Origin of the sequence: Pseudonocardia spirodelae, assembly GCF_037727765.1 — a bacterium.
Classification (GTDB): domain Bacteria; phylum Actinomycetota; class Actinomycetes; order Mycobacteriales; family Pseudonocardiaceae; genus Pseudonocardia; species Pseudonocardia spirodelae.
The window spans coordinates 118,115-130,671 of the sequence record NZ_JBBJUP010000001.1 but is presented as its reverse complement, the minus strand read 5'-3'; the positions used below and the strand labels follow the sequence as shown (position 1 = coordinate 130,671).

The following is a 12,557-nucleotide window of genomic DNA, read 5'->3' as shown; positions in this document are numbered from 1 at the left end:
GAGTTTCGACACCGGCGCGCTTCGGCTCCAGGTCCCGGCTCGCCGAGCGGCCGAGATCGGGTAGTGGGACGGGCATAGAGTTGTCGGTGATGCCTGAGACACCGACGCCCGGTGAGGCCCGTTCCCTCGCCCAGCAGCTCCTCGAACCGCTGCACCGCCGCTGGGCCCACGTACAGGCCGTGGCGGAGAAGGCACGCGAGCTGTCCCCGGCGGTCGACGAGCAGGATCGCGAGCTGTTGGTCGTCGCGGCGTGGCTGCACGACATCGGCTACTCCCCCGAAGTCCGCGACACGGGTAGCCACCAGATCGACGGCGCGGCCTACCTGGAGCGCCAGGGCTATCCGGACCGTCTGTGCGCCCTCGTCGCTCACCACTCCGCGGCGTCCTACGAGGTGGCTCACCGCGGCCTCGCCGACCGCCTGGCCCACTGGGAGTGCGAGCGCTCGCCGGTCTCCGATGCGCTGTGGACCGCGGACATGACGACCGGTCCGGCTGGGCAGCGGATGGGCTACCCGGAGCGCCTGGAGGAGATCCTGGAGCGCTATGAGCCGGACTCGGTGGTGGCGCGGGCGATGACGGCGGCGCGGACGTCGATCGAGATCGCGATCGATCAGACGACGATCCGGCTGGAGCGGGCCAAGTTCAGTTGATCTGCGGGGTGGGGTCGCCGCGTAGCGCGTCGTCGATCCGCCGGCGCATGGACGGGTGGATCGTCAGGCCGTCGATGTCGGCGGGCTCGACCCACTTCGCGGCCTTGGTCTCGGTGCCGTCCTCGCGCAGCGTGCCTCCGGTGGGGCGGGCGTGGAAGCACACGGAGAACTGCTGGCGGACCTCGCCGTCGTCGTAGGCCATGACGTGGCCGGGGTCGGTGTAGATCCCGACGAGCCCGGTGATCTCGACCGACAGCCCGGTCTCCTCGGCGACCTCGCGCACGGCGGCGTCGGCGATCGACTCCCCCAGGTCCATACCACCGCCAGGCAGAGCCCACTTGTCGTTGTCGATCTTGTGGATCATGAGCAGTCGCCCGCGGCCATCGCGTACGGCGGCGGTGGTCGACGGGACGATGCTGTTCGCCTGCGGGGCGTCGGGGTCGTGGAAGTAGTCGATGCGGCCCATGACTCAAGCATGGCGCACGTTCACTTCTCGATGGGCTTTCCCGAGTCCCAGACCTCCTCGAACGAGCGCATGAAGTGCTCCCACATCCGTCCACCGGGGACGCGGCGCAGGTGCATGACCGGGGAGTGCCCGGCCGGGGCGCCGTAGGCGTGGCCGTTGACGAGCAGGTCCTGGTCGAACCGGAACAGCGAGTTGTAGAGCGTCGTGCCGTGGGTGCGGACCTCGATGCCGGGGAGTCCGACGACGTCGCGCAGGTAGCGCCGGTGGAGCTGGATGCGTCCCTCCAGCCCGCCGCTGGTGCCCTCCTCCTCGGCGCGCAGGCGGACCGCCTCGGAGGTCTCGTCGCCGATCAGGAAGCGGCAGCGCACGCCCTCGCGGGACTTGGTGCGCAGCACCTCGGTGATCTCGTGCTGCTCGAACAGGAACGACCCGGCGTAGGTCAGGATGTCCATCGCCTCGCGGGCGGAGCCGTAGAGCTGCTGCCAGGTGTCGTGCGGGACCGACGCCCGGGTCGGGTGCAGCTCCAGGAGCTCGGCGACGCTGGCGGACTGGGTCACCTGTTGTCCCAGGATCTCCGGCCAGAGGTACGCCTCGTCGACCTCCAGGGCGCCAGCCACCGCGACCCGGTGCGTGCGGTGCGGCAGGCGTCCCTTGGTGATCCAGCGCTCGACCGTCTTCGGGTCCACGCCGATGCGCTCAGCCAGTCCAGTGGGGTGCAGGCGGGCCGCGATGATCGAGCCACGGAGCCGTTCGTTCGTGGTCATGGGACCTCCTGGGACGGTCGACCACAGCAGGGACGATTCTAGCGTCCCTAAAACGTCCTGTCACGTCCCTTGTTGGCGGTGCCGACGTCCCCCGTGGTCCAGGTCTCATAGATCTACGCCGACGACGAGACGAAGGGGCGCAAACGATGAAGAACCTCCCGGTGGTGCTGGACGGCTACAAGCTCACGGTGGTGGAACCGCCCGCACCCAAGACGCGCGAGGACGCCAACGGCGCGCAGATCCCGGTGACTGACCGGGACGGCGTCGCGCAGTTCGTGGTGTCGCTGTTCGCCAAGCTCCAGGTCGGTCCCGGTGAGCGGTCGCCGAAGGGCGAGGAGATCAAGGTGACGCTGACGACCGACCCGGGCAACGACTTCCCGGAGGACAGCCGGGTCCAGCTCATCGACCCGCGGATCAACCCGTACTCGATCGAGTCGGGCGACGGCCGCACGGTGTCGGGCATCGCCTTCAAGGCGCTGGGGCTGCGTCCGGCGCACCCGATGCCCGTTCGGCGTGGCAAGGACAACGAGGGCGAGTAGCAGTACCCGCCGCAATTCTGAGCGGCGTAGTTCTTCCCGCCGGACCGGTTCCGGCAAATCCGAGCAATTCCGCGATGGGGACACCTGTGTCTCCGATCAGGGGTGATCGCCGGTGATGTGTGGCGAATGCAGCGGTAGCCGCGCCTGCGACGTGTGCGACGGCTACGGCGACTCGACCGACGGTGTCGAGTGCGAGGCGTGCAGCGGTTCCGGGGCCTGCCCGGGCTGCTTCGGAGAAGGCGAGACCAGCGGCGCCCGGTCGCCGGTCGGGACGGAGGCACAGCGATGAACACGACCACCACGAACCGGCCGCGGGTGACCGCGGGAGTCGGCCGACTCGTCCGGCGTCTGGAGCACGAGCGGCGGACCTGGATCCGTTCCTACGGCTCAGAGGTCGCGACCGAGCAGGCGTGGCGGGCCGGTGTCGCGGAGGGCCTGCGGCTGGCGCAGGTCGCGATCCGCAAGGGGGTCTGACCGATGGCGCTCAACCTCGGGCCCCGCGACCGTCTCAGGACCCTGCCCAAGGTCAACCGGCGTGCACTGCGCAAGTACGGCGAGTTCTGGCGGGCGCTGCAGCTCGTCGGGGACGCCCTCGCCGACGCGGAGAAGGTGGCCGCGAAGGCCACCGACGCCAAGCCCCGCAGGAACGGCAAGGGCAGCTCGGCAAAGGCCGGCGCCGACGGACGGCACTGGTCGGTCGCCTCCCCCGACGAGATCTCCGCGTCGGCGAAGAAGGCACACAGCTCGCTGCGGGTCATGGCCTCGTCGGCGCAGAAGTGGGAGGCCGAGCTGGTCTCCCGGGAGTGGAGGAAGTGACGTGTCCAAGGCAGTCGACCGGACCGTGGACGAGCTGGACGCCGCGATGCGGGAGCTGAAGCGCTCGCTGCACGGCATCCCGTACCGCACGGGCGGATTCAAGAACACCCACGACAACCTCGCCCGCGACGTCGCGCACCTGACGGTGCAGCTCGACTCGGCACGCGGCGCATTGCGCGAACAGAAATGACCACCTGGGTGGTGGGACGCCCGCCGATCTGATTCTTGGCGGAAACACCGGCGGGCGTCCCGCTACCCGACTCGAACTCGTGAGGACCGGTAGCAATGAACAAGCGTAGTAGCACTGTAACCCGTATGAACGGCCCGGCCCGCCACCACGCGGGACGCGCCACCCGTCCCCCGGGCCGCGAGGTCCAGGCCGCCGCATGGCTGCTCCGACACCCGGGCTTCGCCCTGGTGCCGCTGCTCGGCCTCGGCCTGGCCGCGACCCTCGGCCCGCTCGGCGCCGGGCTCACCGTCGCTGCCGCGGTCGCCGCCGTCCTCGTGTGGTGGCGGGTCCACCCGGCGACCTTCGACCGGTTCGCCGCCCCGCGGCTGCGGTCCTCGTGGCGCCGCTGGACGGTCTACCGCGGCCGCCGCTGGGCACAGCTCATGTCCGACACGGGGCTGACCCGCGAGCACCGCCACACCGGAGACCAGCTCGTCCCCCGCGTCCTGCGGGTCCGCTCCTCCTCGCCGTCGATCGACACCGTCTATGTCCGGATGGTCCGCGGTCAGGACGTGGCCTACTGGCAGGAGAAGGCATCGGTCCTGTGGGAGGCGCTGATCGCCCACCGGGTCGCGATCACTCGGCACCGGCCGGGAGTCGTCGCGATCGTGATCGAGTGGGAGCTGCCGTTCACCCGCACGATCCCGGCACCCGACATCCCCGAGACCGTCGACGACGTCGACCTGCGGGCGCTGGAGATCGGCGACAACGAGCACGGCCAGCCCTTCACCGCCTCCGTCGTCGACGGGCACCGCCTGGTCGCCGGATGCACCGGCTCCGGCAAGGGGTCGGTCCTGTGGGGCACGCTGCGCTCCCTCGGTCCGTGTCTGCGCGACGGCGTCGCCCGGGTCTGGATGGTCGACCTCAAGGGCGGGGTGGAGACCGAGCAGGGCGCCCCGCTGTTCCACCGCTACGCCACCACGATGGGCGAGGCGCTGGAGCTGCTGACCGAGTTCCGCGACGCCATGCGCGACCGGCAGGACTGGATGCGCGACAACAACATCCGCCGCTGCACGCCGTCGGTCGAGACACCGGTCGAGCTGCTGGTCATCGACGAGATGGCCATGCTTACCGCCTACGGCGACCGCGCTGCCGTCCGCGACGCCCTCCGGCTGCTCGCCGAGATCATGACCCAGGGCCGGGCGTCGCTGTTCACGGTCCAGGGCTACCTCCAGGAGCCCTCCAAGGACGTCCTCGACGTCCGCGAGCTGTTCACCCAGCGGATCTGCCTGGCCGTCACCGCGGCCAGCCACGTCGACATGGTCCTCGGCGAAGGGGCCCGCGAGCGCGGAGCGCTGGCCGACGAGATCCCCGGCGACGACCGGCACGCCGGTGTCGGATTCGTCATCGACCACGGCTCCCGGCTGCCGGTCCGCTTCCGCGCCGCCTTCGTCACCGACGACGACATCGCCGAGCTGGTGCAGCGCTGCGCACCCCGCGACGCTCAGGTCATCGAGCTGACCGGGGACCGGGGCGCCGCCTGATGGGCGCCACCACCGCATGGGCCCTGCGCACCTGGGCCAAGCTGACCCTGCTGTTCGCCCTGATCGTCGGCGGAACCTGGCTCTACCTCGGCACCGCCTCCGGCTGGTTCTGGATCGTCACCGGCGGAGCCGTCGTCGCCGAGTGGTACGTCATCCGCCAGCTCGCCCGCGAGTGGTCCTGGGAAGCCCGCGCCATCTGGTGGTGGTCGGCATGACCGGCACCGTGCAGGACGCGCTCTTCGGCGACCCGGTCACCGTCGAGACCGACGACCACGGCCCGGCCGCCACACAGGACCCGCGCGAGGTCGCCCGCATCGTCGCCACCGCCCAGGAGCCCGGCTTCCTGATCGTCGAGCGCACCGGACACGTCCTGCGCGCCGACCCGGCCAACCCCGGATGCGCCGACGCCGTGTCCCGCCACGACGGGGACACCGTCGTCCAGCTCCTCGACACCGGACACCTCCGGCTCGGAGGCACCCACCACGTCCACCACAACGGCTCGGAGGGCCCGGCCCGCTCCGTGCTGGTCCCGAAGGCGACCCGCGACATGGCGAGCCGCTGGGACCACCTCCGACCGATCCCGGAGCGCGCACCGGCGGCCAAGCCGACGAAGGCACCGCAACGATCCACCGGGGTGATCGGCGTCGACGTCGTCGAACCGGGCAAGGCTCTGGTCATCCTTGGCACTACGGGCGAGGGCGGGACCGTCCTGCGCGACGACGGCCGCTACCGGGTCGAGAACGACCACGGCGCACTCGTCGGCCACGCGTCCAGCTACCGGGCCGCCGCCCGCCTCCTCGCCCGCTACCACGGCTTCACGCCGGGCCCGGTCGAGATCGAGCACGAGCACCGCACCTACCGCCGCTGAGCAACCCCGCGCTCCGGCCCGGCTCCGCCGCGTGAGACCAGCTCCCGGCGGGGCCGGTGCCACCCCACGACCACATCCCGGGAGGGATGCCGCCATGACGGCTGCCACGACCACCCAGCACGAGCACGACCTCTCGCACCTGCTCCGATCTCCCGGCTTCCAGGACTGGCGCCGCGAGGTCACCGCCATCGGCGGCTGCGCCGCACCCATCCACCTCACCGGCTCGTCCCGCATCTATGACCGCGCCACCGGCACCGTCCTCGCCGAACGCGACGGCGAGATCCTCGCCCCGTGCGGCAACCGACGGGCGTCGGTGTGCCCGGCCTGCTCGGACCGCTACGCCTCCGACGCCTACCACCTCATCCGCTCCGGGATGGCAGGCGGCAAGGGCGTCCCCGACACCGCCGCCGCACACCCGCGGGTGTTCGCCACGCTGACCGCACCGTCGTTCGGGCCCGTCCACACACGACGGATCACCGCCCGCGGGCTCGTCATCCCCTGCGGCTGCGGGGACAAGCACCACCGCGACGACCCGCGCGTCGGGACCGCGCTCGACCCGGACACCTACGACTACGTCGGCGCCGTCCTGTGGCAGGCCCACGTGGGCACGCTGTGGGACCGGTTCGCGATCCGGCTGCGCCGCACCCTCGCCGCGATGCTCGGCATCAAGGTCCGGGAGTTCCGCGACCACGCCCGCCTGTCCTACGCCAAGGTCGCCGAGTACCAACGCCGCGGACTCGTCCACTTCCACGCCGTCGTCCGCCTCGACGGCCCCGACGGTCCCTGGACCACCCCACCCGCCGGCCTCACCGCCGACGGGCTCAACGCCGCGATCCGGGATGCTGCGCGCGACGTCTCACTCGTCGTCGACCGGCCCGACGGCGACCCTCTGGCACTCGCGTGGGGCTCGCAGGTCGACGTCCGCCCCATCACCTCCACCACCGCGGCCGCACTGGAGAACGACGACGGCGACATCACCGACTCCGCTCTGGCCGCCTACGTCGCCAAGTACGCCACCAAGGGCACCGGCAAGTCCGAGGCCACCGACCGGCCGATCCGCGACATCGCCCACCTCGACCATCTCGACATCACCGCGCACCACCGCAGGCTGATCGAGACCGCGTGGGAGCTCGGCGGGCGCGAGGAGTACGAGGGGCTGAACCTGCGCCGGTGGGCGCACATGCTCGGGTTCCGAGGCCACTTCCTCACCAAGTCCCGCGCCTACTCGACGACCTTCGGTGCGATCCGTGGGGACCGGCGGACCTACCGGCTCGGGGAGACCATGGCCGCCCTCGACACCCCGGCTGAGCCCGGGGCGGTGCTGGTGGTCAACGACTGGGCCGTCGTCCACATCGGGCACCGCAACGACGCTGAACGAGAGATCGCCCTCGGCATCGCTGAACGACGACGCGAGCAGCGACGCGCCGGGACCGGCCCCGAGGGGACGACATGACGCTCGACGAGATCCCGCCGTGGCGGCTGTTCCGAGTGTCCGAGGCGATGGAGCTGCTGTCGATGAGCCGATCCGTGATCTACGAACAGCTCCGTTCCGGACGGCTGCGCTCGGTCCACCAGGGCCGCGCCCGCCTGATCCCCGCATCCGCCATCGCCGCCTACGTCCAACTGCTGACCGACGAGACAGGAGACCGCTATGAGCGCTCGGCGTAGCCGCGGGGACGGAAGTCTCCACTGGCACGAGGGACGGCAACGCTGGATCGCCTCGGTGACCGTCGGCTACACCCCCGACGGCAAGCGGATCGTGCGATCGGGCAGCGGCAGGACCAAGACCGCCGCCAAGGCCAAGCTGCGCGAGATCGTCCGAGCGGTCGAGGACGGGCACGCCGTCGCCGAGCACGGCTACACCGTGGAGCAGGCTGTGCGGGACTGGCTGACCTACGGCCTGACCGGACGCGCGGAGAGCACCATCGAGACCCGGCGCATCCTGGCCGAACAGCACGTCATCCCCGCTCTCGGTGCCCGCAAGCTGCGGGAGCTGTCCGCCGAGGACGTCGACCGCTGGCTCGCCGGTAAGTCCCGCGACCTGAGCACGCGCACGTTGCAGGACATCCGTTCGATCCTGCTGCGCTCGGTGAAGCGGGCCCAGGCCCGGGACAAGGTCCAGCGCAACGTCGTGCTTCTGTGCAGCACTCCGAGCGGCCGGACCGGGCGCCCGTCCAAGGCCCTGACCTTCGCCCAGGCACGCGCACTGCTTGGTCGCGACGACGCCACGACCTACGGCGCCTACGTGGTCCTGGGGCTCCTGACCGGGGCCCGCACCGAAGAGCTGCGGGCACTCGTGTGGGCCGACGTCGACCTCACCGGCAACCCGGACGCCGATCCCCCGGTGCCGCCGCACATGAAGGTCTGGCGCTCGGTCCGGCTCGACGGCGACACCAAGACCCGGAAGTCACGGCGCACTATCGCGCTGCCGAGCCGTTGCATCGCGGTCCTGCGGGCCCAGCGCGCCAGGATGGATCGGCAGCGCGTCCGCGCCGGGGCACGCTGGCACGGCCACGACCTCGTGTTCGCCTCCGAGACCGGGACCGGACTCGACGCGGCCAACGTGCGTCGCGGCTTCCGCCGGGTCCTCACCGCCGCCGGGATCGACGCGGCCGAATGGACGCCGCGCGAGCTGCGGCACAGCTTCGTGTCGCTGCTCTCCGACAGCGGTATGACGGTCGACCAGATCGCTCGGCTCGTCGGCCACGCGGGCGGCAGCTCGGTCACCGAACTCGTCTACCGCAAGCAGATCCGGCCCGTGATCGACGACGGCGCCACGACGATGAACGGCCTGTTCCCCGAGGAACAGCGATAGTCAGGCAGTTCGACAGGCAGCACACCCGAACACGACGAAACCCCTGGTCACATCCGGCTCGTTGAGCCTGTGACCAGGGGTTTTGACTGTGGGCGATACTGGGATCGAACCAGTGACCTCTTCGGTGTGAACGAAGCGCTCTCCCCCTGAGCTAATCGCCCTCAGCGGTGATACGTACTCTACACAGCCCGCCCCACCGCCGTTCACGGGGGTCGGTGCCGATCACGGCGCCCCCGTGACCAGCTCCGATCCCGGCACGGGCACCGGCGGGGGCGGCGGCTGGATCATCGGCAGCAGCGGCGACTTCAGCCAGGCCCACTCGATCCCCACCCAGCCGCCGACGGTGTCGAACACCCCGAACAGCCACGCGCACACCGCGACCGTGCCCAGGATCAGCGTCATCACCAGCATCTGGACGGGGCGGTTCTGCCGGCCCATCCAGTCGACCCAGGCGTCGTAGCGGACGCGCACCCAGTGCAGCACCCGCTGCGCCCAGCTGAACTCCGCGGCGAGCACGCCGAGGCCCAGGAAGATGATCGCCCACCCCGGGCCGGGGGCGGGCAGCGCGATGATCCCGATGATGACGATCGCCGCGCCGAGCACGCCCGCTGTGATCCGGTAGGTCATGTCCAGCACGGGGTTGCGCGCCACCCGGGCCCGGAACGCCCGGTAGCGGACCTTGCCCCGCCGGAACTTCGTGCGGAGGGCGGTGTAGCGGCGCCGGGGACGTCGCGTCCCCGCCGCCGTACCGCCGACGTCGTTCTTCTCCGTCGTACTCAGGTCTCCACCTGCCCGGCCGCGACTACAAGGGTCGGCGCGGGGGGAGCCTCCCTTCCGCGCTCGAGCGAGACGGCGTACGTGCCGTACGTGCCGTTCGTCCCGCCGTCGGTCGATCGTACGGCCAACGGTCCGGTCTGCCCCGCCTGCACGTCGAACGTTCCGATCGCGGTCGGAGTTCCGTCACCGTTCAGCCCCCACAGCACGTAGGTCTGGTCGGCGACCTGGTTCGGCGCCAGGCCCATCGGCATGACCTGGCCCCGGCCGTCGTGGACGACGACCGCCGCGACCATCGGTGCGCCGGGCTCGGGCGCGAGGAAGGCGTGCGGGGTGCCGGGCTGTGCGATGGCCGCGAGCACGTCCTGCATCTCCCGGGCCTGGGCGACGCTCGCGTCGCGCTCGGCCCGCAGACTCTGGACCTGCCCGACGGCGACCCCGCCACCGACGATCACCACGAGTGCCGCCGCCACGGCGGCGAGCACCCGTCCGGGGCGGCGCAGCCACCCGTTGCGGGAACGACCGCGTCCCGGCCCGGCCGGCGGGCGTGTCGGACCGGCGGGGGTCCGCTCGGGCCCCGCCGGCACCGGCCCCCGGGCCTCGTCGCGGCGTGCGTGCCGCGGCGCGGGACGGTCGGACGGTGCGACCTGCGGTGTGCGGCCCGCCTGCTCCAGGATCGACGCGCGCAGCGACGACGGCGGCTCGGCCTGCGGCACCGCGGTGGCGAGCCCGGTCGTCACCTCACCGACGTCGGCGGCGAGCCGGCGGCACTCGGCACAGGTCGACAGGTGCTCGAGCACCTCGTACTCCTCGTCGGGCTCGAGGGCGTGCAGCGCCCACCCGACCGTCTGTTCGTTCATCGGACAGGGCCTCCCCTCGTTCCCGCTCACGACAGCCCTCCTGCCAGGTCTCCCCCGGCGTCCCCGAGCGACGGCCCGAGGAGGTTCCGCAGCCGGGCCACCCCGGTGAACATGCGCGACTTCACGGTGCCCAGCGGCACCCCGGTCATGGCGGCGACCTCGCGCTGGGTGTAGCCGCCGTAGTAGGCCAGCGCGAGGACCTGGCGCTGCTCGGCCGGCAGCCGGCCCAGCGCGTCGCGCACCTGCCCCGCGACGAGCGAGCCGATCGCGCCCTCGTCGGCCCCCGGGCCGGGCGGGGCGTTCCACTCCGCGCCGTCCTCGGTCGCCGGCACGGTGCGGCGCCGGATCGCGCTCTCGCGCCGCACGGCGTCGACCGACTTGTGGTGCACCAGGGTCAGCAGCCAGGTGCCGAAGCGGCCCCGGGCCGGGTCGAAGCGCGACGGGTCGCGCCAGAAGGCGAGGAACACCTCCTGGACGACGTCCTCGGCCAGACCCTCGTCGGCACAGATGCGCCGCGCGAGGGAGTAGGCCTGCCGCCCGAACCGGTCGTACAGCTCACCCAGGGCGGTCGAGTCACCGGACACGATCCGTTGCACGAGGCGAGCGTCCCCGGCGTCGTCACGACGCGGGGGTTCGCGGCGCGCGGCAGCGCCTGCCGGCCGCCCGTGGTCCGGACGGTCCGGCGGATCGGCGATGCCTGCCACCAGCGTTGTCCTCACGATTGCTGTGTTCGTCGTCCGCGCCCGTGCGGTTCGGACTCCGGCGAGAGTAGTCGTTCTGCATCGCGCGGCTCACACGCCAGGACGGCGACCAGCCCGTTCAGCCCTGTAGTCACACGCGGGGAGTTACACCGTTGTGACTCGATCGGGGGTCATCCCACGGTGATCCACGTTCTTGCGCATCGCACCCGTCACCCCGGGGGCTTCTGGCTCGTTCCCACACTGACGCCCCACGCAACGCCCCACGAAAGAGGATCCCCGATGCGCGACGAGTCCAAGACGATCCGGGCGACGGCCATGTTCGAGCTCATCGCTCCGGACGCGCCTGTCGTGCCCGTGAAGGTCGAGCTGTCCTACACGAGCCGCGACCCCTACGCCGTGCAGGCCTCGTTCAAGACCGGCCACGACACCACGGTCGACTGGGTCTTCGCCCGCGACCTGCTCGCCGACGGCCTGGTCGACTCGGCCGGCACCGGCGACGTCCGGGTGCAGCCGATGAGCGAGGACCCCACCCGGATCGAGCTGGAGCTGACCTCCCCCTCCGGCCACGCGCTGTTCACCACCTCCGCGGCCACGCTGTCGGAGTTCCTGCAGGCGACCTACGACGCCGTGCCCGCCGCCGCCGAGTACTCCTGGCTCGACTTCGACGCCGCCCTCGCGGACCTGCTCGACACCACCGCCCGGGACTGACCCGACGCACCCCACCACCGGCGCGGAGCACGTCTCCGCACGTGAGAGGACGACCGGTGGTGGAGAGGGGGTCGGTCGGACCCCCCTCGGGGCGGGTGCTAGTGTTCTCTCACCGCACTGCAGGACGGGCAACCGGACGCGGTGCACGGTGCGGACGTAGCGCAGCTGGTAGCGCATCACCTTGCCAAGGTGAGGGTCGCGGGTTCGAGTCCCGTCGTCCGCTCGGAGAATTCCATCTCATGCGCGATTAGCTCAGCGGGAGAGCACTACCTTGACACGGTAGGGGTCACTGGTTCAATCCCAGTATCGCGCACCACGAACCGGATCCCCGGAGCCTCCCCGAGGCCCCGGGGATTTCTGCTTTCCGGGATCGTCGATTCCGGGTGCCCCCGCGCGGCCGCCGGCGACACCCCCGTCCGGCCCACCGCGCCCTGACCAGCGACGACGATCTTCGGGTACCCCCTTCACAGGCGCTACGGACCGTGCGCTACTGTTCTCCCAACGCACCGGGAACACGCGGAAACGCCCCGGGAACGGTGCGACATGCGGACGTAGCGCAGCTGGTAGCGCATCACCTTGCCAAGGTGAGGGTCGCGGGTTCGAGTCCCGTCGTCCGCTCTGCCGGGCCCCGACAAGCAGGCCGGTTTCCGGCGGCGTGGCCGAGTGGCTTAGGCAAGGGCCTGCAAAGCCCTGTACGCGGGTTCGATTCCCGCCGCCGCCTCGCGCGATTAGCTCAGCGGGAGAGCACTACCTTGACACGGTAGGGGTCACTGGTTCAATCCCAGTATCGCGCACCATTTCCGGAAGAACCCCCGGGCCGATCGGCCCGGGGGTTCTTCCGTTCTCCGGTCCCGGTGCGCCGTACCCGCCCGCCTCCCCCGGC

17 protein-coding genes and 6 tRNA genes are annotated in these 12,557 nt (G+C 71.4%); 17 read left to right on the top strand and 6 right to left on the bottom strand.

From position 1 onward, the window contains the following. Nucleotides 1-89 precede the first annotated feature (89 nt). Nucleotides 90-650, top strand: a complete 561-nt coding sequence (locus WJX68_RS00705) for an HD domain-containing protein (RefSeq protein WP_340285468.1) — start codon at nt 90-92, stop codon at nt 648-650. On the opposite strand, the gene WJX68_RS00700 is transcribed toward WJX68_RS00705, so the two are convergent. Both WJX68_RS00700 and WJX68_RS00695 read right to left on the bottom strand, forming a co-directional pair. Next, entirely contained in the window at nt 643-1,116 is a 474-nt protein-coding gene (locus WJX68_RS00700; protein ID WP_340285467.1) for an NUDIX hydrolase, read from the bottom strand. The two genes, WJX68_RS00705 and WJX68_RS00700, sit on opposite strands and share 8 nt — an antisense overlap. Before the next feature lie 20 nt (nt 1,117-1,136). Next, complete coding sequence (locus WJX68_RS00695) at nt 1,137-1,880, bottom strand: helix-turn-helix domain-containing protein (protein ID WP_340285466.1); 744 nt, start codon at nt 1,878-1,880, stop codon at nt 1,137-1,139. Nucleotides 1,881-2,026: 146 nt separating this feature from the next. On the opposite strand from WJX68_RS00695, the gene WJX68_RS00690 reads away from it, so the two are divergent. From WJX68_RS00690 to WJX68_RS00645, 10 genes are all read left to right on the top strand, one after another. Further along, on the top strand, nt 2,027-2,419 hold the full coding sequence (locus tag WJX68_RS00690; RefSeq protein ID WP_073575197.1) for a hypothetical protein: 393 nt from the start codon (nt 2,027-2,029) through the stop codon (nt 2,417-2,419). Between the two features lie 285 nt (nt 2,420-2,704). Continuing rightward, nucleotides 2,705-2,893 carry a hypothetical protein gene (locus WJX68_RS00685; RefSeq protein WP_073575198.1) on the top strand — a complete coding sequence of 63 codons (189 nt, stop codon included), beginning with the start codon at nt 2,705-2,707 and terminating at the stop codon, nt 2,891-2,893. A 3-nt stretch (nt 2,894-2,896) separates the two neighbouring features. Then, nucleotides 2,897-3,235 (top strand): hypothetical protein, encoded by a 339-nt coding sequence (locus tag WJX68_RS00680; RefSeq protein ID WP_337831217.1) that lies wholly within the window; start codon nt 2,897-2,899, stop codon nt 3,233-3,235. Nucleotides 3,236-3,260: 25 nt separating this feature from the next. After that, nucleotides 3,261-3,425 carry a hypothetical protein gene (locus WJX68_RS00675; protein WP_340285464.1) on the top strand — a complete coding sequence of 55 codons (165 nt, stop codon included), beginning with the start codon at nt 3,261-3,263 and terminating at the stop codon, nt 3,423-3,425. Nucleotides 3,426-3,550: 125 nt separating this feature from the next. After that, nucleotides 3,551-4,948: an FtsK/SpoIIIE domain-containing protein gene (locus WJX68_RS00670; protein ID WP_340285463.1), complete on the top strand. Its 1,398-nt coding sequence runs from the start codon at nt 3,551-3,553 to the stop codon at nt 4,946-4,948. Then, nucleotides 4,948-5,163, top strand: coding sequence for a hypothetical protein (locus WJX68_RS00665; protein WP_340285462.1), 216 nt, complete (start codon nt 4,948-4,950; stop codon nt 5,161-5,163). Before WJX68_RS00670 ends, WJX68_RS00665 begins: the two co-directional genes overlap by 1 nt. After that, on the top strand, nt 5,160-5,816 hold the full coding sequence (locus WJX68_RS00660; protein ID WP_340285461.1) for a hypothetical protein: 657 nt from the start codon (nt 5,160-5,162) through the stop codon (nt 5,814-5,816). Before WJX68_RS00665 ends, WJX68_RS00660 begins: the two co-directional genes overlap by 4 nt. Before the next feature lie 94 nt (nt 5,817-5,910). Beyond that, complete coding sequence (locus WJX68_RS00655; protein WP_340285460.1) at nt 5,911-7,269, top strand: replication initiator; 1,359 nt, start codon at nt 5,911-5,913, stop codon at nt 7,267-7,269. Next, nucleotides 7,266-7,484: a helix-turn-helix domain-containing protein gene (locus WJX68_RS00650; RefSeq protein WP_340285459.1), complete on the top strand. Its 219-nt coding sequence runs from the start codon at nt 7,266-7,268 to the stop codon at nt 7,482-7,484. The genes WJX68_RS00655 and WJX68_RS00650 overlap by 4 nt, the downstream gene beginning before the upstream one ends. A 55-nt stretch (nt 7,485-7,539) precedes the next feature. After that, entirely contained in the window at nt 7,540-8,631 is a 1,092-nt protein-coding gene (locus WJX68_RS00645; RefSeq protein ID WP_340285458.1) for a site-specific integrase, read from the top strand. A gap of 89 nt (nt 8,632-8,720) precedes the next feature. Here the strand turns inward: WJX68_RS00645 and WJX68_RS00640 are convergent. From WJX68_RS00640 to WJX68_RS00625, 4 genes are all read right to left on the bottom strand, one after another. After that, a tRNA-Val gene (locus WJX68_RS00640) sits at nt 8,721-8,792 on the bottom strand. A 61-nt stretch (nt 8,793-8,853) separates the two neighbouring features. Beyond that, nucleotides 8,854-9,282, bottom strand: coding sequence for a TIGR02611 family protein (locus WJX68_RS00635; protein WP_340285457.1), 429 nt, complete (start codon nt 9,280-9,282; stop codon nt 8,854-8,856). A gap of 125 nt (nt 9,283-9,407) precedes the next feature. Next, complete coding sequence (locus WJX68_RS00630; protein ID WP_340285456.1) at nt 9,408-10,265, bottom strand: anti-sigma factor domain-containing protein; 858 nt, start codon at nt 10,263-10,265, stop codon at nt 9,408-9,410. Between the two features lie 26 nt (nt 10,266-10,291). Then, complete coding sequence (locus tag WJX68_RS00625) at nt 10,292-10,861, bottom strand: RNA polymerase sigma factor (RefSeq protein WP_340285455.1); 570 nt, start codon at nt 10,859-10,861, stop codon at nt 10,292-10,294. A gap of 384 nt (nt 10,862-11,245) precedes the next feature. On the opposite strand from WJX68_RS00625, the gene WJX68_RS00620 reads away from it, so the two are divergent. From WJX68_RS00620 to WJX68_RS00595, 6 genes are all read left to right on the top strand, one after another. Beyond that, nucleotides 11,246-11,674, top strand: coding sequence for an SsgA family sporulation/cell division regulator (locus tag WJX68_RS00620; RefSeq protein ID WP_340285454.1), 429 nt, complete (start codon nt 11,246-11,248; stop codon nt 11,672-11,674). A 150-nt stretch (nt 11,675-11,824) separates the two neighbouring features. Further along, nucleotides 11,825-11,897, top strand: a tRNA-Gly gene (locus tag WJX68_RS00615). Between the two features lie 18 nt (nt 11,898-11,915). Continuing rightward, nucleotides 11,916-11,990: transfer RNA gene (locus tag WJX68_RS00610), tRNA-Val, on the top strand. A 229-nt stretch (nt 11,991-12,219) separates the two neighbouring features. Further along, nucleotides 12,220-12,292: transfer RNA gene (locus WJX68_RS00605), tRNA-Gly, on the top strand. Nucleotides 12,293-12,323: 31 nt separating this feature from the next. Continuing rightward, nucleotides 12,324-12,395 (top strand) — tRNA-Cys (locus WJX68_RS00600). A 1-nt stretch (nt 12,396) separates the two neighbouring features. Continuing rightward, nucleotides 12,397-12,471: transfer RNA gene (locus WJX68_RS00595), tRNA-Val, on the top strand. Nucleotides 12,472-12,557: the final 86 nt, after the last annotated feature.

What these genes read in the sequence shown, in the direction of transcription:
- WJX68_RS00670 (WP_340285463.1), top strand. Translation starts at nt 3,551, where the DNA reads ATGAACGGCCCGGCCCGCCACCACGCGGGACGCGCCACCCGTCCCCCG.
- WJX68_RS00655 (WP_340285460.1), top strand. Translation starts at nt 5,911, where the DNA reads ATGACGGCTGCCACGACCACCCAGCACGAGCACGACCTCTCGCACCTG.
- WJX68_RS00685 (WP_073575198.1), top strand. Translation starts at nt 2,705, where the DNA reads ATGAACACGACCACCACGAACCGGCCGCGGGTGACCGCGGGAGTCGGC.
- WJX68_RS00695 (WP_340285466.1), bottom strand. Translation starts at nt 1,880, where the DNA reads ATGACCACGAACGAACGGCTCCGTGGCTCGATCATCGCGGCCCGCCTG.
- WJX68_RS00700 (WP_340285467.1), bottom strand. Translation starts at nt 1,116, where the DNA reads ATGGGCCGCATCGACTACTTCCACGACCCCGACGCCCCGCAGGCGAAC.
- WJX68_RS00630 (WP_340285456.1), bottom strand. Translation starts at nt 10,265, where the DNA reads ATGAACGAACAGACGGTCGGGTGGGCGCTGCACGCCCTCGAGCCCGAC.
- WJX68_RS00650 (WP_340285459.1), top strand. Translation starts at nt 7,266, where the DNA reads ATGACGCTCGACGAGATCCCGCCGTGGCGGCTGTTCCGAGTGTCCGAG.
- WJX68_RS00690 (WP_073575197.1), top strand. Translation starts at nt 2,027, where the DNA reads ATGAAGAACCTCCCGGTGGTGCTGGACGGCTACAAGCTCACGGTGGTG.
- WJX68_RS00660 (WP_340285461.1), top strand. Translation starts at nt 5,160, where the DNA reads ATGACCGGCACCGTGCAGGACGCGCTCTTCGGCGACCCGGTCACCGTC.
- WJX68_RS00680 (WP_337831217.1), top strand. Translation starts at nt 2,897, where the DNA reads ATGGCGCTCAACCTCGGGCCCCGCGACCGTCTCAGGACCCTGCCCAAG.
- WJX68_RS00620 (WP_340285454.1), top strand. Translation starts at nt 11,246, where the DNA reads ATGCGCGACGAGTCCAAGACGATCCGGGCGACGGCCATGTTCGAGCTC.
- WJX68_RS00705 (WP_340285468.1), top strand. Translation starts at nt 90, where the DNA reads ATGCCTGAGACACCGACGCCCGGTGAGGCCCGTTCCCTCGCCCAGCAG.
- WJX68_RS00665 (WP_340285462.1), top strand. Translation starts at nt 4,948, where the DNA reads ATGGGCGCCACCACCGCATGGGCCCTGCGCACCTGGGCCAAGCTGACC.